The following is a 25,648-nucleotide window of genomic DNA, read 5'->3' on the forward strand; positions in this document are numbered from 1 at the left end:
GTTTAAAAAAGTTATATACTGGTGTCTTCAAACTTATACAGCTCCCATCCTCCGGCTTTCCGACGGAAGTACAGGATGTTGGAGAAACCGTTGCCGATACCTTTCAACGCAAGAATCTTCGTTGTCGAGTTATCATCGTTTCTCTGTCCGTAGTTGATATTGGAGAGACGTTCGGAAGGAAGTTCCGGTTTGAAGGCAAACCATTGGTCCCGGTCGAGCGTTGTCTCCAAAATGGAGAAGTCGTCATCCGGATCGCAGGTAACAAAAATCAACGGTTCGCGTATGCGCCGACTCTGGAAAAGGCTGTCGACGGCAAAACGGCCGAAGAACTCCACAAAGTCCTCATTGTCGTCCTGCTCGATAGGACGCAAATTGATGGCTTCCAGCATCCACGCTCCTTTGATGCGTTCAAAGTAATACTTTTTCATCATCCGTGTCTTCACGAATATCCACTCCACTTGCACAGAGGTAAGCGCAGTATCTCCTACTAAATCCATATCTTCTTCTTTATCAAACAGGAGCGTATAGTAATGCTGCTTGGTAAATAAGTCGTCATGCTTCCAACGGTGTTCGTCGATGTTCAGCTTCTTGTCTCCATTGTAGTAGGGCAACGGAAACTTCACACGCTGACGCTGCAACACGTCGTCGGAGGCAAAATTATAGATGAAATCGTCGAAAGACTCGTCGGCCTGTATAGGCTGCGGCTCTTCCGGCAATTCTTCCTGGTGGACTGAATCGGTTTTGTACCGGATGGAATCCACCTCTTTTGTAATAGATGCGAAGGGGTCAATCTTAGCTTTCTTGTTTCCACAGGAACTCAGCATACCGAGCAGTATGACCCCTGCAATTAGTTTTTTCATTATTTTAATTTCTCTCGTAACTTTTCAAGCATATCCACCGTCATGCTTTCCAAATCGTAGGCGGGCTTCCATCCCCACTCTTCGCGAGCACAGGTGTCGTCCAGACTGTCGGGCCAGCTATCGGCTATGCGCTGCTTCAAGGGGTCTATTTCATAAACCATCTCAAACTGCGGCACGTGCTTCTTGATTGCCTGGTATATCGTTTCCGGGTCGAAACTCATGGAAGCGATATTGAAAGCATTGCGGTGTATCAGTCTTTCCGACTCAGCTTCCATCAGTGTGATCGCCGCGTTCAGCGCATCCGGCATATACATCATATCCATCAAAGTGCCTTGCTTAATGGGGCACACAAACTTCTCTCCTTTCACTGCCGAATAGTAAATATCGACAGCATAGTCGGTCGTACCTCCTCCCGGAGGGGTCACATTCGAAATAATGCCCGGAAAACGGACAGCACGGGTATCGACACCGTATTTATTAAAATAGTAGTCACTCAGCAACTCTGTCGTTACTTTCGTGACTCCATACATGGTACGCGGACGCTGGATCGTGTCTTGCGGCGTCTTGGTGTGAGGCGTACTTGCACCAAACGAGCCGATAGAACTGGGAGTGAACACCGCGCATCCTTGTTCACGTGCCACTTCCAGCACATTCCATAATCCATCAATACCTATCTTCCAAGCCAATTTGGGTTTCGACTCGGCAACTACGGACAACAGGGCAGCCAAATTATAAATCGTATCAATGTGATACTCTTTTACCACAGATGCCACCGCCTGCGCATCCGTCACATCAGCAATTGCCGAAGGACCGGACTCTTTCAATTCTCCTTTAGGCTCTGCACCCGGTATATAACCTGCTACAACATTTGTATTTCCATAGCGTTTACGTAACTCCATTGTAAGTTCGGACCCGATCTGTCCGGTAGCTCCAATAATCAAAATGTGTTCCATTTTTTTTCTGACTTAGAATAATAAGCTTAAATAGTGCGCAAAGTAAGCACTTTTTTTTCAGATTTTAATCAAAAAGACATTGTTATTCCAAGAAAAATTGTGTCCTTTGCAATATAACTTAATCACATAAACACCATGTACGGTAAAATGCAAGAATTCCTCAGCCAGACACTGGCTGAAATCAAGGAGGCCGGACTTTACAAAGAAGAACGCCTGATTGAGAGTGCGCAGCAAGCTGCCATTACAGTAAAAGGTAAAGAGGTACTGAACTTCTGTGCCAACAATTACTTGGGACTGTCCAATCACCCCCGATTGATCAAGGCTTCCCAAGAGATGATGAATCGCCGCGGATACGGTATGTCGTCCGTCCGTTTTATCTGCGGGACACAGGATATTCATAAAGAACTGGAAGCGGCTATTTCCGACTATTTCCAGACAGAAGACACGATTCTATATGCTGCCTGCTTCGATGCGAACGGCGGGGTATTCGAACCGCTCTTCACCGAAGAGGATGCGATTATCTCGGACTCGCTGAACCACGCTTCCATCATCGACGGCGTGCGTCTGTGTAAAGCGAAACGCTATCGTTATGCCAATGCCGATATGAAGGATCTGGAAAGATGTCTGCAAGAAGCGCAGGCGCAACGTTTCCGTATTGTCGTGACGGACGGTGTGTTCTCTATGGATGGCAATGTAGCTCCGATGGATCAGATTTGCGATCTGGCCGAGAAATATGATGCGCTGGTGATGGTAGACGAGTCTCACTCGGCAGGAGTGGTAGGCGCCACCGGTCATGGGGTCAGCGAATTGTATAAGACACACGGCCGCGTGGATATCTACACCGGAACGCTGGGCAAAGCTTTCGGTGGTGCGCTGGGAGGATTTACGACAGGCCGCAAAGAGATTATCGACCTGTTGCGTCAACGCAGCCGTCCGTATCTGTTCTCTAATTCATTGGCTCCGGGCATTATCGGCGCCAGCCTTGAAGTATTCAAAATGCTGAAAGAAAGCAATGCGCTGCACGACAAGCTCGTAGAGAACGTGAATTACTTCCGCGACAAGATGACCGCTGCCGGATTTGATATCAAACCGACGCAGAGTGCGATATGCGCTGTGATGCTGTATGATGCGAAGTTGTCTCAGATTTATGCTGCACGTATGCAGGAAGAGGGTATTTACGTGACCGGTTTCTATTATCCGGTGGTTCCGAAGGAACAGGCGCGTATCCGTGTGCAAATCTCTGCAGGACACGAGAAGGCTCATCTCGACAAATGTATCGCTGCCTTTATCAAAGTGGGTAAAGAACTCGGCGTATTGAAATAAAACTTTTTCATATCTTCCATTGTTATTATCGGGGTGCATTAGAAGTGCCGACAAGATAACAATGGAAGATTTTTTTATTTATATATGGAAGAATTGACTCTCACGACTCCTGCCCTTCTTTTCTCGGCAGTCTCACTGATTTTATTGGCTTACACCAATCGTTTCTTATCGTACGCACAGCTTGTGCGGCAGTTACGCGACCGCTATATGGAGAATCCTACGGATATCACGGTAGCACAAATAGAGAACTTACGGAAACGTTTGAATCTGACCCGCACCATGCAAGGACTGGGAATTGCGAGCCTGTTTCTCTGTGTGGTCAGTATGTTTTTCATTTATATCGGACTGCAACTGCTGTCCGCCTATGTATTCGGAGTGGCTCTGCTGTTGCTTATCGCTTCATTGGGCGTGTCTTTCCGCGAAATACAGATTTCCACCCGTTCGCTGGAGATTTATCTGGGAACGATGGAGAAAGGAAAGAATAAAGACAGAAAATGACCTGTAAACAAAAAAGAGGGTGTGTCGAAACCCTCATAAACTAAAAGGGGAGTTTTGACACATCCCCTTTCATAACTTTTATTTGTAGCTTATTAAGTATGTGTAACTTATTAACGCTGTCCCAATTGTGAGTCTACAAAGAAAATTCCGGTATCACCGGCTTTCTTGATTTTGTCAACAATGCCTTGCACTGTAGCTTCTTCTTCTACTTGTTCGCGAACGAATCCCCACAAGAAATCCTGTGTTGCTTTGTCCTTCTCAGCAGCAGCTACATCTACCAGTTTGTCTACCAATTGAGAAACATGGCATTCATGTTTGTAAACGTGCTCGAATACTTCCAGCGGACTACCCCAACCGTTAGGAACAATATCTATTTTATCAACTTTAGCGGTTCCTCCACGTTTGATAATATAATCTGCCATAGCATAAGCATGCGCCATCTCTTCCTGAGACTGCTTCTTCATCCAATGGGCAAAACCACTGAAACCTTCTTTCTCGAAATAGAAAGACATTGCCAAATACAGGTTAGCAGACCACATCTCAGCAGTAATCTGTTCGTTAATTGCATTTTGTAATTTTTCTGAAATCATAATCGTATCTTTTATTAAGTTGTTAATGTAGTTTCTTTTTGAACTCATTACAAAAATAACAAGATTTCAGTTCAGATTGTTCCATGTACCCCGTATTTTTAAACTACATTCACACTTTGATTGTAGCGGTTTATTTTTTATTTACACCAGCTCGTCGGAAGTATATCCTTTCGGAAGCTCACGACAGTTATAGCCGGAAGCCATTATTTCACCGTATGCACCGGCAGAACGAAGGGCTATCAGGTCTCCACGCTTGACTTTGTTCAGATCAATCGCCTTTCCGAAAACATCGGACGACTCACATATCGGACCTACTACATCGTACGCTTCCATCGGTTCTTCGGAGGTCAGGTTTTCCATCTTATGGTATGCCTGATACAAAGCCGGACGGATCAAATCGGTCATACCTGCATCGAGGATGGCAAATTTCTTCTTGGCTCCTTGCTTCACATACAGCACTTTAGATATCAACGTACCGCACTGCCCCACGACGGCACGCCCCAATTCAAAATGAAGTGTTTGATAAGGACGCAGTTTCAGTTGTCCGGCATAGGTGGCAAAATAATCTTTGAAGTTCGGGATAGCCTGACGGTTGGGATGGCCGTAATCTATCCCCAGACCACCACCGACATTTATATGTTCTACCAGAATCCGATGCGCTTCCAACTTGTCCTGCAATTCATTGACACGATTGCACAAAGCGACGAAATCGCCCATATCGAGAATCTGCGAACCGATGTGGAAGTGAAGGCCGATAAACTTGATATTCTTCATTCCCAAAGCCACGTCTATCACTTTATCCATATCCTGCATACTGATACCGAATTTATTTTCGGCAAGACCGGTAGTGATATTGGCGTGAGTATGCGCGCCTACATCCGGATTGATGCGGAAAGCGACATTGGCTATTTTGTTTTGAGCGGCTGCCAGCTCGTTGATTACTTCAAGCTCGGGAATAGATTCTACATTAAAACAGAAGATTCCATATTCTAATCCGAGATTGATTTCCCAGTCTGCTTTACCCACTCCCGCAAAAACGACTTTATTGGCCGGGAATCCTGCACGGATAGCGGCACGGATCTCTCCACCGCTCACACAGTCGGCTCCCATTCCGCTTTCACGGATGATGGCAAGTACCTTCGGATTGGCATTCGCTTTGACAGCATAGTGTACTGAATAATTAGGATATTTGGCAACCTCATGGTTAATAGCCGACAATGTATCACGCAGCACTTTGGTATCGTAATAATAGAAAGGTGTCTGCAAAGTGCGGAATTTATCGATTGGAAATATTCCCTTCATAATTCAAAAACTTGTTTAGTTGGTTAAAAAAAGCGCTTTTATCAGTTCGGTAAAAGCGCTCATATTATTGATGGAATTATTTGCCGTTGAAAAGCATATCGCTCAACGACTGTAAAGCCGCCTTCTTGTCACACTCCCGAATGAGGAAGGAGATATTGTAGTTGCTTCCTCCGAATGAAATCATTCGCACCGGTATGTCGCGCATCGCATCAAGCGCTTTGGCTTCAAAACCGACATTTTCCCATTCCAAGTCACCTACAACGCAGATGATACACATTTCTTTATCAACGGTTACCGTTCCATATTTCTTCAGGTCATCCAGAATTTCATTAAGATGTTTCGTGTTATCTATCGTTACAGAAACACCGACTTCTGACGTACAGATCATATCGATGGATGTCTGATAACTTTCGAAGATTTCGAACACCTTACGCAAGAAACCGTGAGCCAATAACATACGGCTGGATTTGATCTTGATAGCAGTAATGTTATCTTTGGCGGCTACTGCTTTGATTTTTCCTTTCTCTGTATCATTGGAAATCAATGTGCCGGGAGCGGTCGGATCCATCGTATTCAGCAAACGTACAGGAATATTGGCATATTTAGCCGGCTGGATGCAGGTAGGATGCAGAATCTTCGCACCGAAATAAGCCAATTCGGCTGCTTCTTCGAAATGTAGCTGACGCACCGGAGCTGTCTTGTCAACGATACGCGGATCGTTATTGTGCATACCGTCAATGTCTGTCCAGATCTGAATTTCGGAAGCATTCACCGCTGCTCCGATCAGAGAAGCCGTATAATCGCTACCGCCACGTTGCAGATTGTCTATCTCACCATAAGCATTGCGGCAGATGAAACCTTGCGTGATGTAGATATCCACATCCGGATAAAGTTCGAGCTGTGCCTGCAACTTCTCCTTAATATATACGGGGTCCGGCTCCGCGTTCTTATCAGTACGCATGAATTCCAAAGCCGGAAGCAGTACGGACTTCGCACCGCATTCCTGCAGGTAGAAGTTCACCATTGCCGTAGAGATCAGCTCTCCTTGCGCCAAAACCACTTTCTCTTCAAACAAAGTGAAAAGGTCTTTCGTATAGGAGCGGATGTAGTCGAAGTGAGACTTGATGACTTCGAGACCTTTCTGTTTATATTCCTGAGTTGCGAATAGCTCATCAACGTGCTGTTTATATTTAGCTTCCAGCTTATTGATAATCTCGTTGGCACCCTCCGGATTCTTCTTATACAGATAGTCCGAAATTTCCACCAATGTGTTTGTTGTTCCTGACATAGCAGAAAGAACAACAATCTTCTGTTCACCATCGGTAATCAATTTGGCTACTTCCTTCATGCGCTGAGCAGAACCTACGGAAGTTCCTCCAAACTTTAAAACTTTCATTTTCGTTACTGTTTTAGTTATCTATATTTAAATCTATTTCTATTGTTCTCTGCCGGGGCATATATTCATCGGTCACATCTACAATCTGATGGTTGGCACAACGATACACCCGACCCGGATATTCTTTCAATAATTGCAGATTGTGCGTGGTCATCACAACGGATGAACCGGAACTGCAAATATTATGCAACAATTCAACAATCGATTTCCCCGTTTCCGTATCCAGGTTTCCGGTCGGTTCATCCGCCAGGATGATGGACGGAGAATTGAGTACGGCACGTGCAATCACAATGCGCTGCTGTTCGCCACCGGAAAGTTCGTTCGGCAGCTTGTATCCTTTATTGGACATTCCTACCAAATTGAGCACTTCTTCAATACGTTCCTTGATTTCCTGTTTGTTCTTCCAGCCTGTGGCACGAAGTACAAATTCCAGGTTATTGTAAACGGTACGGTCCGTCAGTAACTGAAAATCCTGGAATACAATGCCTAACTTGCGGCGCAGTTGCGGGATATGCTTACGTTTGATAGACCGCATATTATAATCCAGTACTTTAGCCTCACCGTCAATTACATCCAGTTCGCCATAAAGGGTCTTGAGCAGACTCGTCTTTCCCGAACCTACTTTTCCGATCAGATAGACAAACTCTCCTTTGTGCAATTCCAGATTTACATCACTCAGCACACAGAGTTCCTGTTGATGGATTTCTACGTTCTTATATCGTATCAACGCCCCGTCATCCATGCCGACTCCCGCTTTAATTTTTAATTATTAATTTTTATTTATTTAATGCTTCTTCCATGTACTGCTATGCCTTTCCTGCAATTCACGAGCAAGATCTTCGATACGATAGCCTTTTGAAGTCAGCAATACAATCATGTGATAAATAAGGTCGGCTCCTTCGTAGATCAGGCGTTCGTCAGTGCCGTTGGTTGCTTCGATCACTGTCTCGACTGCTTCTTCACCTACTTTCTGCGCCATCTTATTGATTCCGGACTCAAACAGGCTGGTTGTATAAGAGCCTGCGGGCATTTCTTCGTGACGTTTGTCGATAAAGTCTTGCAATGCTTTCAGGAACATCACAGGTTCTTCATTCTTCTCGCCCCAACAGGTATCTGTACCTGTATGGCACACAGGCCCTGCCGGATTAACCTGGATGAGCAACGTATCATTGTCGCAATCGGCCTTGATAGAAACAACATGAAGGAAATTACCGCTTTCTTCGCCTTTTGTCCACAGACGATTCTTTGTACGGCTAAAGAATGTCACTTTTCCGGTTTCTACCGTTTTATCATAGGCTTCCTTATTCATGAAGCCCAACATCAAGACTTTGCGCGTCTCATTGTCTTGTATGATAGCCGGAACAAGTCCATTCATTTTCTCGAAATCCAATTCCATTTTATTCAATATCTTAATTTACTATTTACGCATTATAATACCTTCGCCGCAAAGATACGATTTTAAATCGGGAATTTTAATTTCTCCGAAATGAAAAACGCTGGCTGCCAATGCCGCATCTGCTTTTCCTTGCAAAAAGACGTCACGGAAGTGTTCTTTACTGCCTGCTCCCCCCGATGCAATGATAGGAACAGAAAGCTGTCCAGCCAAAACGGCAAGTGCTTCGTTCGCATAGCCGGTCTTCACACCATCATGATTCATACTCGTGAAGAGTATCTCTCCCGCTCCGCGTTCCTGCGCTTCCTTAGTCCACTCGAACAGGTCTTTATCCGTTTCGATGCGTCCTCCGTTCAAGTAACATTTCCAACCGTTCTCGGTCTGTTTCGCATCTACCGCCAACACACAGACCTGTGAGCCGAAATTCTTTGCAATCTCATCAACCAATCGGGGATTACGGATAGCGGAAGAATTGATGGAAATCTTATCCGCTCCCGCATTCAGCAGACGGTCCACATCACTCAATTCATTGATTCCTCCCCCTACGGTAAACGGGATATTGATATTAGCAGCAATCCGTTTTACCAATTCCGTAAAAGTCTTACGTCCCTCATGGCTTGCAGTAATGTCCAGGAAAACAAGTTCATCTGCTCCCTGTTCACTGTAAGCACGACCCAACTCCACCGGATCACCGGCTTGGCGCAAGTTGACAAAATTCGTTCCTTTCACGGTTTGTCCGTCTTTTATATCCAGACAAGGTACTATTCTTTTTGCTAACACAATCTTATTTTATTTACTATTCAACAATTTACAATCTATATGCCTAAGCTTGCTTCTTAAATTTTTCTTATTACATCAAATCCTCTTATATAACTTCTCCTTATTATATAAGGTATATTCTGATATGCGAATTATAAAAAGATTCTCAAATCTTGTAAGGTGATATGGCCTTCATACAATGCCTTACCGAAAATAACTCCGGGAACACCGGCCTCATCCAAAGCAACAATATCATCCACCTTGCTTACCCCGCCACTGGCCATCAGATAGAGATCGGGGAATTTAGCCAACATTTCTTTATACAAATCGATAGAAGGACCACTCAGCATTCCATCACAGCTAATATCCGTACAGATTACTTTTCGTATACCTTTATCCATATAATTTTCCAGAAACGGAAAAAGCTCACAGGCGCTTTCGTCTTTCCAACCATTGACGGCTATCTTATGATCTTTTACATCTGCTCCCAAAATGATCTTCTCACTGCCGTATATTTCCAGCCAATGACAGAATAATTCCGGGTCTTTCACCGCAATGCTTCCTCCGGTTACCATCTGCGCACCGCTCTCAAAAGCAATTTTCAAATCTTCATCGCTCTTTACTCCACCGCCAAAATCTATAACGAGAGAAGTACGTGTCGCAATCTGTTCCAACACCCGATAGTTAACGACATGATGAGAAGCAGCACCGTCCAAGTCTACCACATGAAGCCTGCGAACACCGTTCGCTTCAAACTCTTTAGCTACTTCCACCGGGTTCTCATTATATACCTTTTTACTATCATAATCTCCCTGGGAAAGACGTACGCACTTTCCATCAATAATATCAATGGCTGGAATAATTTCTATCATCTATTTATTTACTATTTGACGATTCACTAAATATTTATTTCAAACATCGAAATGTTTTTCATGACACATCATCCATACTGTTACCGGCAGAGGTTCAAGAAATTTGTCAGAATCTTCTCTCCTGTCTTGCCGCTTTTCTCCGGATGGAACTGGGTAGCATAAAAGTTATCTTTATGCAACGCAGCACTGAACGGATGAATATAGTCAGTTATAGCAGCAGTAAAGTCGCAGGTCGGCACATAGAAGCTATGCACAAAATAGACAAACTCCTCTTCGGTGAAGCTTTCAAACAATTTGCTATTCGTTTGCCCAATGGTGTTCCATCCCATGTGAGGCACTTTATCTTCATGTTTCTGCGGGACAAAACGTTTTACGTCCACATCGAAGATATTCAAACAATCGACTTCTCCTTCTTCGGAATACCGGCACATCAACTGCATACCGAGACAAATTCCCAATACAGGCTGACGGAGATTCTTTATCAGTTCGTCCAGTCTCGTAGCTTTCAAGTGGTTCATGGTAGTTTCCGCCTCTCCCACTCCGGGAAAAATAACTTTATCAGCCGATTGGAGTTCTTCTTTATCAGCAGTAATCACCGCTTCTACACCTAACCGCTTTAAGGCATAATCTACAGAACGAATATTGCCGGCATTGTATTTTACAACTGCTACTTTCATCAGCTAAATATTACAGTTTTATTTTTGTAAGTCAAGACTTTGCGCTCGATGTGCTTCTGCACTGCACGCGAAAGAACGATTTTCTCCAAATCCTTTCCTTTATTTACGAGGTCTTCAATGGCGTCTTTATGAGTGATGCGCACTACATCCTGTTCAATAATCGGTCCGGCATCCAGCTCGGTCGTTACATAATGACTGGTTGCACCAATAATTTTTACTCCTCTCTGGAAAGCTGCATGGTAAGGCTTCGCCCCTACAAACGCGGGAAGGAAAGAGTGATGAATATTGATAATCTTATTCGGATAAGCGTTAATCATCTGTTCGGAGATCACCTGCATATAGCGTGCCAATACAATAAATGTAATCTTATGTTTGGCAAGCAGTTCCATCTCTTTGCGCTCCTGTTCTTCTTTCGTCTCCTTGGTGATAGGGAACAGATAGAAAGGAATTCCGAAACGTTCTGCCACGTGCTGCAAATCCGGATGGTTACTTATAATAAGAGGTATCTCTACATTCCACTCTCCTGCCGTATACCGGGCCAGCATATCGAAAAGACAGTGCGACAGCTTGGATACGAAAATAGCCATACGTGGTTTTACATCAGAGAAATAAAGACGAAAATCCATTTCATATTTTTGCCCGTAGAGTGTTCTGAAATAATCTTCAATTTTTTCCTGTGGAACCAGAAAATCTTTCAGTTCCCATTCAATACGCATGAAGAAGATGTTCTCTACATGATCTACATACTGATCCAGATAGATAATATTTCCTTTGTTTACCGTAATAAAGTCTGTCACTTCCGCAAGGATTCCCGGTTTGTCGGGACAGTGCAATAACAGTTTGGCTGTTGTCATCATTCTTTTTACTAATTAACGATTCCAGGCAGAATCTTTTCTACCTTTTTAATTTTAGTCCGCAAAAATAACGATTTATTGCAAAATTACGAATTATTCAAGCAGAAAGTTGATATAAAAACGATGATTTCTTACAGATAGAAAGATATCGAGAGTTATTTTCAATGAAAAGAATGATAAACTTTAGGATAGTGATGCCATTGCTTTCGGATAGTGACGGTATTCCATCGTGATAGCGTCACTATAACGATCAGATACCGTCACTATCCGAAGAGAAGAAAAACGAATATTTTTTTTCATTACAAAAGTACTCAAAATGAGACACTAAGCATTTTTCTTGTTTTTTCTTGAAAAAAACTTTTCTCAAAACGCTTGCAGGTTTACAAAAAACAACTACCTTTGCACCCGCAATCGAGAGAGATGCAGATTAATAAATTGAAATTTTGGTGCGTTAGTTCAGTTGGTTAGAATACATGCCTGTCACGCATGGGGTCACGGGTTCGAGTCCCGTACGCACCGCTTCTTTCACTAAGAAGCAGAGAGAAATATAAATGAGTTAATCCAATTAAAATTTGGTGCGTTAGTTCAGTTGGTTAGAATACATGCCTGTCACGCATGGGGTCACGGGTTCGAGTCCCGTACGCACCGCAATAGATACTGATTATCAGCAAATTACAAAAGACACACCCGATTTTACCCCCATAAGTAAAATCGGGTGTTTTGTTTTATTTATCTCGCCATTTGTTTGAAACAAGATAAAGAGATCCCCAGCAACTTACCTGCCATTTGCCGTACAGCATTACATCAATCTCATAGAATAGATTTGAAACAGACAGTAATTCTACGCTCTTCCATGCAGTTACCTGATTACTTGTCTTGCCCACTCTCCCGCTTCCTTGCCACTTCCGTTCAGCAACTGGCTTTCTCCCCATACGATTTTGGGATAAAGTTTCTTGAGCTGTTTTACACTGTTAGCTATCGAGCTTCCTCCGGAAGTAGCGAACGGAATAACGGTTTTACCGGAAAAATCATATTTCTCAAGGAATGTATTGACCGGACGCGGGCATAAATTCCACCATATCGGGTAACCGAGAAATACCACATCATAATCTTTCAAATCAAGCACATCTCCACCCAATTCCGGACGTGAATTTTCAGTCGTCATTTCAATTGAACTACGACTACTTTTGTTGTTCCAGTCGAGATCTGCCGAGGTATAGGCTGTAGCGGGAGTTATCTTATAAAGTTTGCCGCCAACCGTTTTTACAATGACATCAGCTACTTTTTCTGTAGTTCCAGTACAGGAAAAGTAGGCGACTAGGATTTTCTTATCAGATCGTACATTGGCATCTGCTGTCTGGTTTTGCGCTTTTGATGAACAGCTAAAGCAAAGGAGACTCATAAATATGAATATAATCTGTTTCATTTTATTTAAATTTTAAATATTTCTTATCACTAATTAGTTTAAACATTGCCACGATGGAGTAACCCCACAGACATTTTCATTCTTCTATTACTTTGATAAAATGTGCAGGAACACCACCTACAACCGTATTCGCTGCCACATCTTTCGTTACCACAGCTCCGGCACCTACAACGGCATTATCACCGATAGTCACTCCCTGAAGAATCGTCGTGTTAGAACCTATCCATACATTCCTACCGAGTACAATAGGTGCAGGATAAGTCGTTTTACGGTCTTTCGGAACCAACCCGTGATTAAGTGTAGCAAAAACGACGTTATGCCCGATTTGGCAACCATCGCCAATAGTCACGCCACCATGATCCTGAAAATGACAACAAGCATTAATAAACACACCCTCACCAACGACAATATTCTTACCGAAATCCGTATAAAACGGTGGAAAGACACGGAGCGACGAGGGAACCTGATAACCGAACAACCCGGAGAGTAATCGGCGCACTTCGTCCGGTGTATGATATGCTGTATTCAGCTGAAAGGTGATACGTCTTGCCTCATTGCTCATATCATCCATCAAACGATGTATTTCTTCTGTATTGAGCGCCTTGCGCGTCTTTACATATTCCTTAAATTCCTCGGTAGTCATATTATTACTTTTCAAAAGATAAAACAGGATTAGCAAAAATCATTACTTAGTCCGTTCGATTTTATCGTACTCTTCATCCGTAACTAATTCAAGCCACTCATTGGAAGTGTTTTCGCCGGAAACCTCGAAAGCCAAATGAGCAAACCAACTGTCAGCAGCAGCTCCGTGCCAGTGTTTCACGTTAGCAGGAATATGAATAACCGTGCCAGGCAGAATCTCCACCGCCGGTTTGCCTTCTTCCTGATACCAGCCGCGACCAGCTACACCGATAAGCATCTGTCCACCACCTTTCGTCGCACGGTGGATATGCCAGTTATTGCGGCAACGCGGCTCAAAAGTAACGTTAGAGATGTTCACCTGTTCGCGCGAAACCGGAGCAAGATAGCTGTTACCAATAAAATACTGCGCATAGGCTGTATTAGGTTCCCCGATGGGGAAAATCATCTCACGCTGGAAAGCTGCTTTGGCATCTTCACCAGCAGTATCTTCAGACCATACTCCTTTTGCCAAATTGAACGCCGCCCACGCCTTCGGCCAACCTGCATAGAAACCTATGTGAGTGATAATCTCTGCGATCTCCGTACGGGTGATGCCGTTCTTCTTTGCTGACTGAAGATGATATACGAGCGAATTGTCCGTGATTCCCTGACTGATAAGAGAGGTAATGGTTACTAAACTGCGGTCACGCAGACCGAGTTTGTCAGTGCGGCTCCAAACTTCTCCAAAGAGGACATCGTCATTGAGTTCCGCAAACTTGGGGGCAAACGTTCCTAACTGGTCGCGTCCTGCCGTCTGTACAATTTTTTCCTGTGCCATAACATTGAGTGTTAAAATACTGAATACTGAAAATAATAGGAGTTTATTCATAATCATTTCGTTTTTTCATTGTTAAACTTCTGATTGCAAATTTACTGCGATAAAACGAGTGAGCTTGTATATGATTTACTGATATTTGTACCCAAATCCTCGATTCTGTAATAAAGTCATACATAATTCAAATGAAATAAGTTATATTTGCGATAAAGAAAATTAAAGAAAGGATTATGGAAGAGGTTATTAAACTTGATGAGATAGATAAATACAACAAACTTTTCGGACTTGAAACACGACACCCGTTGGTTAGTGTTGTTGATCTGTCAAAAGCAACGCAATGGCCGGAACATTGCAAAATCAACTACGGCGTATATGCTCTTTACCTGAAAGATACCTACTGCGGGAATATCATGTATGGGCGTCAGAGTTACGACTATCAGGATGGTACGATTGTCAGCTTTGCTCCAGGCCAAATAGTAGAGACAAAGATGATTAAAGATGTCCAACCAAACGCTCATGGCATCCTGTTCCACCCCGATCTGATTCGTGGCACGGCACTCGGTCAGGAGATCAAGAACTATTCTTTCTTTTCCTACGAAACCCGTGAGGCACTACACCTTTCAGAGGAGGAACGGGAGACCGTGATGGATTGCCTGCATAAGATTGAAATAGAACTGAAACACAATATAGACAAGCACAGCCGTCGGTTAATTTGTGCCAATATCGGACTACTGCTCGATTATTGTATGCGTTTCTACGAACGACAGTTCACAACACGCGAAGAAGTGAACAAAGACATCATCGTCCGTTTCGAGCGGTTGCTGGATGAGTATTTCGACAACGAGACTCCACTACGAGAGGGATTACCTACCGTTAAATACTTTGCCGACAAAGTATTTCTATCAGCCAACTATTTCGGAGATATGATTAGAAAACAGACGGGACAAACCGCCTCGGAATATATCCAAAATAAACTGATCGAACGCGCTAAAGAGGATTTGCTGGCAACAGACAAGACTACAAGTGAAATTGCTTACAGATTGGGATTCCAATATCCGCAGCATCTAAGCCGGATGTTCAAACGGGTTACGGGCTGTACTCCCAATGAATTCCGCTCACAGAATTAGTCTTTATACGAAAATAACATCTATGAGTAACTCGCTCCCATATTTATTTATAGAATTTATATAGAGGGCATCAGGCAGAAGAAAAATATAAGAAATAGAATTATACCAACTAATTATTATATCTTTGCGCAAAGCACTTTTATCGATTAGAGCATGGAAAGAACTCATCCCCATAAAAGTCATAAACAATAGATAAAGTAAACTCTGATAAGTAACAAACTTATACTAAACAATTATACAATAAATATGGAAAATGAAAAGAAACTGACCCGATCTTCCAATCGAATGATTGCAGGTGTATGTTCCGGAATAGCCGAATATTTTGGATGGGACCCAACTTTATTAAGAATCGTATACGTATTAGCCACATTCTTCACAGCTTTCGCTGGTGTAATCATCTATATTATCTTGTGGATTGTCATGCCTTACAAAACGCCTTCAGACGGATATGAAAACCGCATGAACAACAGATTACATTAAGACCAAGAGCCCATCCGATTTCTTATCAAACAATAATCAATCGAATGTGGCTCATTTTTATACCCCTCCATTAAGGACTAGTACAATTCCAATCCGAACTCGTCTTTCAACTGCATTAATGCCTGATTCTTTTGAGCCATCATCTGAAACTTTTCTACACGGCCGACGGGACGTACCGTTTCTGTTGGTTCACTAACCCGCACTGTCATCACCACTTTACTATTCTTTAACTGGACACGAAGATAATTCTGCAATTCAGGAATCAGATTTCTGAAATCCTTTGCAGCAATCTCATTGTCCACTACTACCTCAAAAGTCGTCGAGTTATTGAGCAGTACCGGATGAAGCATCTGCATACGTTTCGTAAGAGAATCTTCCTCTTTCGGTAACTGACCGGCATACTGCTGCCAATAGAAATTCAAATCACGGTCATTAAAGATAAAATCCTCTTCTACAGTCTGTTGTACTTTACCAGGCTGTGGCATCATTTCTTTCTGAGTAACCTGATCACGCTGCGGATTCTTGATAGATACCCCCAGGCTGGACATCTTCATGACAGGAATCTTCCGTTCTCCCTGCCCTCTCTGAGCAATTCCCGCACTTTGAGACGGAACGGAAGTAGTGGAATTCGAAGAAGAAGAAGATGATGATGATGTAGACGATGATACCACCTGCGCTGCCACAGGTGTCTGCGGCTGACGAACAGGCGTTTGTTGATGAACAGCAGTCTGAGACGCTGAAGCAGCAGAAGTCACCTGCGGTTGCTGTGCTGCGGCAGGTTGGGTGAATACGGGTTTTATAGTCTTTTTAGGGCTACGCCCACCACTCACATCATCCCCCTCAATGGTAAGCTGCGCAACCTGTATTAAGGTCAGTTCTACCAGCAAACGCTTATTTTTGCTGACACGATAATTCAAATCACACTCATTACAGAGCTTCATCGCCCGATACAAAAAAGGCAACGGACATTTCTGTGCCTGCTCCTGATAGCGTTGGCGTATGCTCGCTCCTACTTCCAACAAAGGCAATGTCACTGCATCTTTAGCTACCAGCAAATCACGGAAATGAGAAGACAAACCGGTTATAAAATGACTCCCGTCAAAACCTTTGTTCAACACATCATTGAAAAGTAACAATGCATCACTTACCTTATTTTCAAGAAAAGAATCGGTCAGACGGAAATAATATTCGTAATCAAGTACATTCAGATTATCAATTACACTCTTGTATGTGATATTACCTCCGGTAAAACTTATCACCTGGTCGAAAATAGACAAAGCATCGCGCATACCACCGTCCGCCTTCATGGCAATCACATTCAATGCTTCCGGCTCTGCCGTAATTCCTTCTTTTGAAGCGACATAAGAAAGGTGATTCACAGTATCTTCCACGCTAATCCGGTTGAAATCATAAATCTGGCAACGGGAAAGAATGGTCGGAAGAATCTTATGTTTTTCCGTTGTAGCCAAAATAAAGATGGCATGACGGGGAGGCTCTTCCAGCGTTTTCAGAAAAGCATTGAAAGCAGACGCGGAGAGCATATGTACCTCATCGATAATGTATACCTTATATTTACCGATCTGTGGCGGGATACGCACCTGCTCCACCAATTGGCGGATATCGTCCACCGAATTATTGGAAGCAGCATCCAGTTCATGGATATTGTACGACCGTTGTTCATTAAAAGCCACACAAGACTCACACTGATTGCAAGCTTCGCCATCAGCAGTAGGTGTTATGCAGTTAATGGTTTTGGCAAAGATACGTGCGCACGTAGTCTTTCCGACTCCGCGTGGCCCGCAGAACAAATAAGCATGAGCAAGTTTCTGAGTAGCAATCGCATTTTTCAGCGTAGTGGTCAGCGCCCGTTGTCCCACCACCGATTCGAAAGTAGACGGACGATATTTACGGGCTGATACAATATAGTTTTCCATATCCGGGATTCCTCTATTTTTCTTTATTTTTTGCTTTCAGTGCAAAAGTACATAAAAAAGTGATAAGTAATAAGGGATAGAGAAAGAAGTTTTAAAGCGGAAGAGATAAGTTTTTAAGTTATTAGTTTTATCTTTGCGGATATTTATAAAGGTAGGTTATGAGTAAGCTAATCAGTATTTGGAATTTCATATGCAGACGGAAGTATCTTATTACCATTGTCGCATTCGCTGTCATCATAGGTTTTCTGGATGAGAACAGTTTGGTGCGCCGTCTCGGATATGAACGCGAAATCAGTCAGCTAAAAGAAGAAATAGAAAAGTATCGCACAGATTATGAAGAGAATACGAAACGCCTCAACGAAATAAGTACCAATCCGGATGCAATCGAACAGATAGCCCGCGAAAAGTACTTGATGAAGAAACCCAACGAAGATATTTACGTTTTTGAAGAAGAATAGAGAATGAAACAATTAATACCCGCACTGTTCGTTGTCGGCGCTATAATGACTCTTGCCGGAGCTGCCGTATTTATCACCGGATGGGCGTATGCTCCCTACATATACACTGTCGGTGCCGGTTTTATCGCACTGGCACAAGTGAACACACCCATCAAAGGTAAAAGCAAAACTTTGAAACGTTTACGCATTCAACAAATATTCGGAGCATTAGCCCTGATTCTCACCGGAGCATTCATGTTCACAACACGTGGTAACGAATGGATTGCTTGTCTTACAATTGCCGCCATACTCGAACTTTATACAGCTTTCCGCATCCCGCAGGAAGAAGAGAAAGAAAAAGCCAACTAAAAAAAGTTTTGCGCATTTTACCCTCATACTCTCATAAATCACCTGCATTCCTTTATTCATCGGCTTTTCAGTTATGATAGCAAGCCTGAGGGTTACACTTATGCTCTCAGGTGTCTCATCATTTAACATATAGTCATTCCACAGATACTTTCTTAACATTCTCAGTAAAAGCTCTTGATATTTACAAGAGCTCACTAATGTGAACAAATAAGCTAACATCAATGGACATATATATCCACTAGTGTTAGCCTTTCAGCTCACAATAGTGAGCTCATAGAAATAACTAATATCCAACCAAAGAACAATGCTGTATTATCACAAGAATGTAGGAAGAATAAGGCAACAAATACCCTTATTGCAAGTGAAATGACCGCTCATTCAACTATAAAGTAAAGGTCATAAAGAAAGACTTGCACAAGTAAGGAAGGAAAAACGACAACGGACTGTTGTGTGGCTAACCCAGCGTCTGTCATGCAGCAGAACAAACGTATATAAAATATTCGATAAATATTCAGTGGACACCGACACATTAGCTAGAATATCCACTATTTTAGAATTTGACTTCTTCTCGCCCTATTCAAAAGAAATAAAAAAGATGCGAAGCAAGAATAAACACATACATAAACGCTTTTATTGGGCAATATGCACTAAAAGTGTCCCCGATTGATTAACGAATCGGGGACACTTTTTATTATACATCATGGCAGAGTATTACTGATTTTAGGCATCATTTTAGTCGCATTGGATATTTTCACAGCCATCCTGCATGGAAAAATATCCCGGTATCCAAACGGATAAAAGTACTCAGTTGCATAGCCATGCTATTTCTCGGTTGGGTAGCAATGATAGCCTATTGGCTTATATATTTTCTCATTATCAAAAAGAATAACAGTACTGTCCAATATGGCACAACGCTTACATCTCATGTCCCGATAGACACTACAGTCAACCCTTTCAATCCACCGGAAGAAAACAATGACGAAGACGAGAAAGCCATGCGGTCTTTATTCAACGAAACCATGAATGGTTCGGAAGGGAAAAAACTATTTAAAAGTTATGATGGAGAGAGGGGACAAACTACTTGAAATCTCCGGTACACTCGAATATATGCAGAATCACCGTATAGATGATGTAACGACATTGATAGAAAACGTAACACTTACAAACAAGAAAGGAAAAGCGGTCAAAAGATGCACATATACCCTTTATATGACGGAAGCCCGCAATTTAAACCGCATTTATTGCAACGAGCACATAAAAGGGAAAGCCGTAATGTCGATAGACATAGACCAAACAGGTATCAAATCGACTTTTGAACGTGCCATAAAGGAAGGAATAGACTATGTCGAAATACTATTTCACAGCGAAGAACCGTTCATGACATCCCGCAAATTTAAAAAATTTGCGAATGGTTATGGGCGCAAACATAGCCGACCAAATATATCTGCTACGCAACAACCAACGGTACGCTCATACATGGAGCTATTAAGGACTGGTCTTCTCATGAACAAAGAAAAAGAGAAAGGTATAAAAACGGACAACATCGATCTATCCTCCCCTTGTTATCTGTCGGATACGCGATGCAAAGGTTGGATACTTGAACCGGTATGCCCTACGTATTCTGGTGGAAATTTATTACGAACAGAGATATATACAAACGTAATTCCTATACGTGTATGATTACAAAAATCCGTGCATTGACAACTTCATGGATGATAGGACGATGGTTTACGCAGCCCATCATGCCCTGATGGAAACAAATGCAAAAAACAACGCAAGCAACATGGTAGCTTTCTTCGATGCGGAAGAAGAAACAAATTCTGCATTAGGAGGGGCGGATACTCCATTCTTTAGGAATGTATTGACTAAAGCATGAACGGAGACGAGGATGATATGATAAAAATGCTGCATAATTTTTTTACCGTATCGCTGAACGTATCTTTTGCTACTCATCCCAATTATAGGGAATGTGAAGATCCGACTTGCTCACCTGTAATCAACAAAGGTATAACGATTAAATATGACGCCAATATGCACTATGCTACCACTGCTTTATCCTCAGCAGTATTTCAAGACTTATGTAAACAGGCAGGTATCCCTTTCCAAAAAGAAACATCCCACTCTGATTTCAGAACAGGAAGAACAATTAGCGCCTTTTTACAGACCCAGACAGAAATGAGATGGGTAAAAGTGGGAATTCCTTGTTGGGCTATGCACTCTTCTCGAGAGAGTTGTGGAACAAAAGATTTCTATAATCTAATCCGTTTTTTAGTTGCTTTTTGGAAGCATCCAACAAAAAATACGGTTAATTATCCTTACCATAAACAGGATATATCATCATTAATACTCAAAGAAATGAACTTTAAATTAACAAATCTTGCTGCCATCAATGAGAAATATGGTAGGACAATGGAACAATTGAAAGACACAACTTGGGAAGTATGCACCAACAGTTGCGGCTGCTCCGGTGATTGTGGTTCTAACTGGATGCGCAGTTAATTCTACAAAACCATTAAACGAAAATGGAGATGAAAGAAAACATTCTCTTTTTTCTCCATTTTTCACATTTATTCACTTCGAAGTAAAACAAGAGATCAAGAAATGTACCTTTCTATAAAAAATAGCATTACATCTAAATATTTGGATATTATTGTTATCTTACAAGAATATTAATCTATTTAAATTATGAAAGCATGACAGCAAAGAAAACGATTAAAGAAATTACCATTATGTGGAAAGAAGACAAACGTAAATATGTGAAAAGCTCAACATATTCAGCGTATGCCCTAATCTTAGAAAATCACATACTTCCTACATTTGGAGATAAGTATGAGTTACTCGAAAACGAAGTACAAGAGTTTGTCTTACAGAAACTTCAGCAAAGACTAAGAGCAAAAAGTGTAAAGGATATACTCATTGTACTAAAAATGGTTATGAAGTTTGGAGCAAAACTTGGTATATTGTCCTATCAGGATTGGTGTATCAAATTCCCGCCACCACAGGAAAACAAACAACTAAATGTACTCAACATCGCTAATCACAAAGCAATTCTACAGTATATAAGCAATCACTTCACTTTCCGCAACTTAGGCATCTATATTTGTCTGACTACAGGAATTAGAATCGGTGAAATTTGTGCACTAACTTGGGATGATATAGATATTATCAATGGAGTAATATGTATTCGGAAAACAATTGAACGAATTTATATATTGGACGGAGAAAAAATACATACGGAAATCATTATCGGCACACCTAAAACTCAGAATTCTATTCGTGACATTCCTATGAACAAGGAATTATTAAAGATGCTACGCCCGTTAAAAAAAATCGTAAATGGCAAGTTCTATGTACTTACTAATGAAGAGAAACCAACTGAGCCGCGTACCTATCGTAACTATTACAAACGAATGATGGAACAACTCAATATTCCCCCACTAAAATTTCACGGACTGCGCCACAGTTTCGCCACACGTTGCATTGAAAGCAATTGCGACTACAAAACTGTAAGTGTAATACTTGGACATTCAGATATCACTACTACATTAAATCTCTATGTTCATCCAAACATGGAACAGAAGAAGCGATGCATTGATAAGGTTTTTAAATCTATCAAGTAATACGAAAATAGGATAAGTCTAGCAAGTATAGCACTTATCCTATAATCTTATATTCTTTAAAAAGGACTCATTTCATAAACACAAAATACACCGCCGCAATCAGACACACAAATGCAGCTAAATGATTCCAATGCAACGCATCTCCTTTAAAGAACACAGTAGTAAACAATGTGAAGATGATTAAAGTGATAACTTCCTGAATCACTTTCAATTGCATCAATGAAAAAGGGCCACCATTACCTATAAACCCAATGCGATTCGCTGGAATCTGACATGAATATTCAAAAAAAGCGATTGCCCAACTGAATGTAATTACTCCTATCAAGGGCAAAGCGGCAAACCAATTATACTCCTGTCTCATTTTCAGATGTCCGTACCAAGCAAAGGTCATAAATATATTGGACACAATCAGTAGTAAAATAGTATAGAATCCTTTCATAACTCAATCAATTTTATTCGGTAATAAATCTTCCTGTATATTCGCCATACTTCCCCAAAGGCTATAACGCGCTTCCGGGTTCATCGCTTCCAATTGCCGTAAAATGCCTTTCATATCACTACGGCTGGATTGCGATTCATAAGGGCAGTTCTTCATCTGCTTCAGATAATGATGCAAAGCTGCCAATTCTATTAAATCCGATTCGTGAACCAGACACATCGGACGGATAATCGTCATATCGAATTTATTCATCACCAATCGGGGCGGCATTGTACTGAATGCCCCTTGATAAGTAATATTCATCAATAAAGTTTCCAAAATGTCGTCCATGTGGTGTCCTAAAGCAATCTTATTGCAGCCATGTTCTTTGGCCACCGTAAACAATGCTTTACGGCGATTCCAAGAACAAAGAAAGCAAGGAGATTTACGGGTGTCTGTAGAAGGATCAAAAGAAGTTTCATATTGCACAAAAGCCACTCCATTCGCTTCGCAATGCGCTTTCAGGTATTCCGTATCACTCTGATAAGGAATATTCGTCATCACCACATGAACTGCAATGACAGAAAAGCGAGGTTTGTAGATACGTGCGCGTTTTCCCAGCAGCTCTACAAGCGCCAACGAATCTTTCCCGCCCGACAGTCCGATGAGTATTCTATCCCCCTCTTCTATCAGCCCATATTGCACCACTCCTTTGTTAAACCGCCGTTCAATGCGGCGAATGGCTTTCTCTTCTTCGGTAAATTGTGTCATATCTTCAAAAATCGGCTGCAAAAGTAAGCGAAAAGAATGATTTAAAGAAGAATTAACATAATAGAATCTCTGAAAAAGGGTTTATTTCTAATAAATTTGTACTTTTGAGCAATTGATTAGTTGGCAGACTTCCAAAAGCAACAATACTTTTAAATAATCTGCCACCCATAAATGCTAAAAACGATGAAAGGAAAATATATTCTATTTCTATTTTGTAGTCTCTTCTTATGCGAAGTTTCTGCGCAAACATTGGAACAGGCACGCGCTTTGTTCACAAAAGGCGAATATGAGAAAGCCAAACCTGTCTTTAAAAGGTACGTAAAATCTCAACCGTCCAACGGAAACTACAACTATTGGTATGGCGTGTGCTGCCTGAAAACCAGAGAAGCCGAAGAAGCGGTGAAACCTCTCGAAATGGCAGTCAAGAAGCGTGTAGCTAGCGGACAGCTTTATTTAGGCCAGGCTTATAACGGAACATATCGTTTCGAAGAGGCAGTAGAATGTTTTGAAGAGTATATCGCTGATTTGAAGAAGCGTAAAAGAGCAACCGAAGAAGCAGAGAAACTACTGGAAAAGAGCAAAGCTGATCTCCGTATGTTGAAAGGTGTTGAAGATGTTTGTATTATCGACAGTTTCGTTGTAGATAAAGCAACGTTTCTGAATGCTTATAAAATTAGTGAGGAATCGGGAAAACTGTTTACTTTCAACGAGTTCTTCCAAACAGGAGGAGATCACGAAGGTACTGTCTACGAAACTGAAATCGGGAATAAAATCTATTACAGCGAGAAGGGTGAAAGAGGTAGTCTGGATATACTTTCCAAAAACAAGTTGCAGAATGAATGGAGCAACGGACGACCACTGCCGGGTAGTATCAATGATGCAGGAAACGCAAACTATCCTTATGTAATGGCAGATGGTGTGACTATTTATTATGCCAGTGACGGTGAAGGATTGGGAGGTTATGATATTTTTGTCACCCGTTACAATACCAATACCGATACTTATTTAGTACCGGAAAACGTGGGTATGCCGTTCAATTCTCCATACAATGATTATATGTACGTCGTTGACGAATATAACAATCTAGGCTGGTTCGCTTCCGACCGTTTCCAACCGGAAGGAAAGGTATGTATCTATGTATTCATTCCCAATAATTCAAAACAGACTTACAACTACGAAGCGATGGATCGGAAGCAGATGATTCGGCTGGCACAAATCCATTCTTTGAAAGAAACCTGGAAAGATAAACAAACGGTTGCAGAAGCCCTGCAACGTCTGGAAGCCGCTATCAGCCATAAGCCCAAAGAACGTCGAAAGGTCGATTTTGAATTTGTCATTGACGATAATACAACTTATTACCTGATGACTGACTTTAAGTCCGCCAAAGCCAAACAGCTTTTCCTGCGTTACCGACAAATGGAAAAAGATCATCTGCAACAGGAAGAAAAACTGAACAACTTGCGACAACAGTATTCCACTGGCAATAAACAGGAAAAAGAGAGAATGGCTCCTGCTATCCTCGACCTGGAAAAGCGGATATTGCAGATGTCAGAGGAATTGGCAGCTCTCGAAATAAATGTGCGTAATGCAGAAAAACAAAATAATTAATAACCCTGAACTATGGATATACTCATTATCGCCGTTCTCATTATTACCGCAGTTATACTGTTCCTGGTAGAACTGTTCGTTATTCCCGGCATTAGTCTGGCTGGAATCTCAGCACTGGGATGCATTATCTATGCCAACTATTATGCGTTTGCAAATATTGGAATGGCGGGAGGATTTATCACTTTGGGCATATCGGCTATTGCCTGTATCGGTTCACTGATCTGGTTTATGCGCTCAAAGATGCTAGATAAGCTGGCTTTAGAAAAAAGACATCGATTCGAAAGTAGACCGCAGCGCAGAACAAAGTGTAAAAGTAGGTGATACAGGTATAAGTACTACCCGCCTCGCACAAATCGGTTATGCGGAAATCAATGGAAACATTGTGGAAGTAAAGTCGATGGACGGTTTTCTGGACGAAAAGACTCCGATTATCGTCAACCGTATCAGTGACGGGACAATTATGGTTGAGAAACACAGAAAATAATTATTCTTTTGCAGAAATAATATTCACTTAATACAAACTAT

29 protein-coding genes, 2 tRNA genes and 1 pseudogene are annotated in these 25,648 nt (G+C 41.9%); 15 read left to right on the top strand and 17 right to left on the bottom strand.

Translation table 11 applies throughout. The features are described 5' to 3' along the window. Positions 1-11: 11 nt before the first annotated feature. A complete protein-coding gene (locus BACFIN_RS18160; protein WP_007748043.1) occupies positions 12-860 on the bottom strand; it encodes a DUF4348 domain-containing protein in 849 nt (282 codons plus the stop codon). Then, on the bottom strand, positions 860-1,813 hold the full coding sequence (locus BACFIN_RS18155) for an NAD-dependent epimerase/dehydratase family protein (protein ID WP_007748052.1): 954 nt from the start codon (positions 1,811-1,813) through the stop codon (positions 860-862). Before BACFIN_RS18155 ends, BACFIN_RS18160 begins: the two co-directional genes overlap by 1 nt. Before the next feature lie 135 nt (positions 1,814-1,948). Between BACFIN_RS18155 and kbl the strand changes: the two genes are divergently transcribed. Both kbl and BACFIN_RS18145 read left to right on the top strand, forming a co-directional pair. Beyond that, entirely contained in the window at positions 1,949-3,136 is a 1,188-nt protein-coding gene (kbl, locus tag BACFIN_RS18150; protein WP_007748055.1) for a glycine C-acetyltransferase, read from the top strand. Positions 3,137-3,220: 84 nt separating this feature from the next. Next, positions 3,221-3,634 carry a DUF2721 domain-containing protein gene (locus BACFIN_RS18145; protein ID WP_007748058.1) on the top strand — a complete coding sequence of 138 codons (414 nt, stop codon included), beginning with the start codon at positions 3,221-3,223 and terminating at the stop codon, positions 3,632-3,634. Between the two features lie 110 nt (positions 3,635-3,744). Here BACFIN_RS18145 and BACFIN_RS18140 read toward each other — a convergent pair whose 3' ends face one another. The 9 genes from BACFIN_RS18140 to purU all read right to left on the bottom strand — a co-directional run bounded on the left by BACFIN_RS18140 (position 3,745) and on the right by purU (position 11,480). Beyond that, entirely contained in the window at positions 3,745-4,224 is a 480-nt protein-coding gene (locus BACFIN_RS18140) for a ferritin (protein WP_022276627.1), read from the bottom strand. A gap of 141 nt (positions 4,225-4,365) precedes the next feature. Continuing rightward, the gene (gene lysA / locus BACFIN_RS18135; protein ID WP_007748064.1) at positions 4,366-5,526 is read right to left on the bottom strand and encodes a diaminopimelate decarboxylase; all 1,161 of its coding nucleotides are present in this window, start codon (positions 5,524-5,526) and stop codon (positions 4,366-4,368) included. 76 nt (positions 5,527-5,602) lie between these two features. After that, positions 5,603-6,922, bottom strand: a complete 1,320-nt coding sequence (locus tag BACFIN_RS18130; RefSeq protein WP_007748065.1) for an aspartate kinase — start codon at positions 6,920-6,922, stop codon at positions 5,603-5,605. 13 nt (positions 6,923-6,935) lie between these two features. After that, positions 6,936-7,664 (bottom strand): cell division ATP-binding protein FtsE, encoded by a 729-nt coding sequence (locus BACFIN_RS18125; RefSeq protein ID WP_007748066.1) that lies wholly within the window; start codon positions 7,662-7,664, stop codon positions 6,936-6,938. A gap of 42 nt (positions 7,665-7,706) precedes the next feature. After that, a complete protein-coding gene (gene hisIE, locus BACFIN_RS18120; protein ID WP_007748067.1) occupies positions 7,707-8,318 on the bottom strand; it encodes a bifunctional phosphoribosyl-AMP cyclohydrolase/phosphoribosyl-ATP diphosphatase HisIE in 612 nt (203 codons plus the stop codon). Between the two features lie 21 nt (positions 8,319-8,339). Then, positions 8,340-9,095: an imidazole glycerol phosphate synthase subunit HisF gene (gene hisF / locus BACFIN_RS18115; RefSeq protein WP_007748068.1), complete on the bottom strand. Its 756-nt coding sequence runs from the start codon at positions 9,093-9,095 to the stop codon at positions 8,340-8,342. Between the two features lie 131 nt (positions 9,096-9,226). Beyond that, complete coding sequence (gene hisA / locus BACFIN_RS18110; protein ID WP_007748069.1) at positions 9,227-9,946, bottom strand: 1-(5-phosphoribosyl)-5-[(5-phosphoribosylamino)methylideneamino]imidazole-4-carboxamide isomerase; 720 nt, start codon at positions 9,944-9,946, stop codon at positions 9,227-9,229. Between the two features lie 80 nt (positions 9,947-10,026). Next, complete coding sequence (gene hisH, locus BACFIN_RS18105) at positions 10,027-10,623, bottom strand: imidazole glycerol phosphate synthase subunit HisH (RefSeq protein ID WP_007748070.1); 597 nt, start codon at positions 10,621-10,623, stop codon at positions 10,027-10,029. Continuing rightward, positions 10,623-11,480 (bottom strand): formyltetrahydrofolate deformylase, encoded by an 858-nt coding sequence (gene purU, locus BACFIN_RS18100; protein ID WP_007748072.1) that lies wholly within the window; start codon positions 11,478-11,480, stop codon positions 10,623-10,625. The genes hisH and purU overlap by 1 nt, the downstream gene beginning before the upstream one ends. Positions 11,481-11,922: 442 nt before the next feature. On the opposite strand from purU, the gene BACFIN_RS18095 reads away from it, so the two are divergent. Then, positions 11,923-11,996, top strand: a tRNA-Asp gene (locus BACFIN_RS18095). Positions 11,997-12,051: 55 nt separating this feature from the next. Continuing rightward, positions 12,052-12,125 (top strand) — tRNA-Asp (locus BACFIN_RS18090). A gap of 211 nt (positions 12,126-12,336) precedes the next feature. Here the strand turns inward: BACFIN_RS18090 and BACFIN_RS18085 are convergent. The 3 genes from BACFIN_RS18085 to BACFIN_RS18075 form a co-directional block, all read right to left on the bottom strand. Next, positions 12,337-12,903: a flavodoxin gene (locus BACFIN_RS18085; protein ID WP_007748077.1), complete on the bottom strand. Its 567-nt coding sequence runs from the start codon at positions 12,901-12,903 to the stop codon at positions 12,337-12,339. A gap of 76 nt (positions 12,904-12,979) precedes the next feature. Then, positions 12,980-13,546: a sugar O-acetyltransferase gene (locus BACFIN_RS18080; RefSeq protein ID WP_007748079.1), complete on the bottom strand. Its 567-nt coding sequence runs from the start codon at positions 13,544-13,546 to the stop codon at positions 12,980-12,982. Positions 13,547-13,588: 42 nt separating this feature from the next. Next, positions 13,589-14,413 carry a carboxymuconolactone decarboxylase family protein gene (locus BACFIN_RS18075; RefSeq protein WP_081449057.1) on the bottom strand — a complete coding sequence of 275 codons (825 nt, stop codon included), beginning with the start codon at positions 14,411-14,413 and terminating at the stop codon, positions 13,589-13,591. Between the two features lie 176 nt (positions 14,414-14,589). On the opposite strand from BACFIN_RS18075, the gene BACFIN_RS18070 reads away from it, so the two are divergent. Continuing rightward, positions 14,590-15,486, top strand: a complete 897-nt coding sequence (locus BACFIN_RS18070; RefSeq protein ID WP_007748083.1) for a helix-turn-helix domain-containing protein — start codon at positions 14,590-14,592, stop codon at positions 15,484-15,486. 246 nt (positions 15,487-15,732) lie between these two features. Further along, positions 15,733-15,966, top strand: coding sequence for a PspC domain-containing protein (locus tag BACFIN_RS18065; protein WP_007748087.1), 234 nt, complete (start codon positions 15,733-15,735; stop codon positions 15,964-15,966). 77 nt (positions 15,967-16,043) lie between these two features. Here BACFIN_RS18065 and BACFIN_RS18060 read toward each other — a convergent pair whose 3' ends face one another. Continuing rightward, positions 16,044-17,900, bottom strand: coding sequence for a DNA polymerase III subunit gamma/tau (locus BACFIN_RS18060; RefSeq protein ID WP_007748090.1), 1,857 nt, complete (start codon positions 17,898-17,900; stop codon positions 16,044-16,046). 158 nt (positions 17,901-18,058) lie between these two features. Between BACFIN_RS18060 and BACFIN_RS18055 the strand changes: the two genes are divergently transcribed. The 7 genes from BACFIN_RS18055 (at position 18,059) to BACFIN_RS18045 (ending at position 22,326) form a co-directional block, all read left to right on the top strand. Continuing rightward, positions 18,059-18,358, top strand: a complete 300-nt coding sequence (locus tag BACFIN_RS18055; RefSeq protein WP_007748091.1) for an FtsB family cell division protein — start codon at positions 18,059-18,061, stop codon at positions 18,356-18,358. A 3-nt stretch (positions 18,359-18,361) separates the two neighbouring features. Continuing rightward, a complete protein-coding gene (locus BACFIN_RS18050) occupies positions 18,362-18,706 on the top strand; it encodes a hypothetical protein (RefSeq protein ID WP_007748095.1) in 345 nt (114 codons plus the stop codon). Between the two features lie 818 nt (positions 18,707-19,524). Then, complete coding sequence (locus BACFIN_RS23130) at positions 19,525-19,791, top strand: hypothetical protein (protein ID WP_007748106.1); 267 nt, start codon at positions 19,525-19,527, stop codon at positions 19,789-19,791. Next, positions 19,763-20,386, top strand: coding sequence for a hypothetical protein (locus tag BACFIN_RS23135; RefSeq protein ID WP_050761233.1), 624 nt, complete (start codon positions 19,763-19,765; stop codon positions 20,384-20,386). The genes BACFIN_RS23130 and BACFIN_RS23135 overlap by 29 nt, the downstream gene beginning before the upstream one ends. Then, complete coding sequence (locus BACFIN_RS23565; RefSeq protein WP_007748112.1) at positions 20,379-20,582, top strand: aspartyl aminopeptidase; 204 nt, start codon at positions 20,379-20,381, stop codon at positions 20,580-20,582. The genes BACFIN_RS23135 and BACFIN_RS23565 overlap by 8 nt, the downstream gene beginning before the upstream one ends. Before the next feature lie 17 nt (positions 20,583-20,599). Next, a complete protein-coding gene (locus BACFIN_RS20415; protein WP_255467645.1) occupies positions 20,600-21,205 on the top strand; it encodes a zinc-binding metallopeptidase family protein in 606 nt (201 codons plus the stop codon). 194 nt (positions 21,206-21,399) lie between these two features. Beyond that, on the top strand, positions 21,400-22,326 hold the full coding sequence (locus BACFIN_RS18045) for a tyrosine-type recombinase/integrase (protein ID WP_007748118.1): 927 nt from the start codon (positions 21,400-21,402) through the stop codon (positions 22,324-22,326). A 67-nt stretch (positions 22,327-22,393) separates the two neighbouring features. Here BACFIN_RS18045 and BACFIN_RS18040 read toward each other — a convergent pair whose 3' ends face one another. Together BACFIN_RS18040 and BACFIN_RS18035 are read right to left on the bottom strand one after the other, a co-directional pair. Next, the gene (locus tag BACFIN_RS18040; RefSeq protein WP_007748119.1) at positions 22,394-22,765 is read right to left on the bottom strand and encodes a DMT family protein; all 372 of its coding nucleotides are present in this window, start codon (positions 22,763-22,765) and stop codon (positions 22,394-22,396) included. 3 nt (positions 22,766-22,768) lie between these two features. Continuing rightward, entirely contained in the window at positions 22,769-23,515 is a 747-nt protein-coding gene (locus BACFIN_RS18035) for an ATP-binding protein (protein ID WP_007748120.1), read from the bottom strand. Positions 23,516-23,698: 183 nt separating this feature from the next. Between BACFIN_RS18035 and BACFIN_RS18030 the strand changes: the two genes are divergently transcribed. Continuing rightward, the gene (locus BACFIN_RS18030) at positions 23,699-25,123 is read left to right on the top strand and encodes a tetratricopeptide repeat protein (RefSeq protein ID WP_022276614.1); all 1,425 of its coding nucleotides are present in this window, start codon (positions 23,699-23,701) and stop codon (positions 25,121-25,123) included. A 12-nt stretch (positions 25,124-25,135) separates the two neighbouring features. Further along, positions 25,136-25,607 (top strand): annotated as a pseudogene (locus BACFIN_RS20420) (NfeD family protein). The last annotated feature ends 41 nt before the right edge of the window (positions 25,608-25,648 follow it).

Source organism: Bacteroides finegoldii DSM 17565 (genome assembly GCF_000156195.1).
Classification (GTDB): domain Bacteria; phylum Bacteroidota; class Bacteroidia; order Bacteroidales; family Bacteroidaceae; genus Bacteroides; species Bacteroides finegoldii.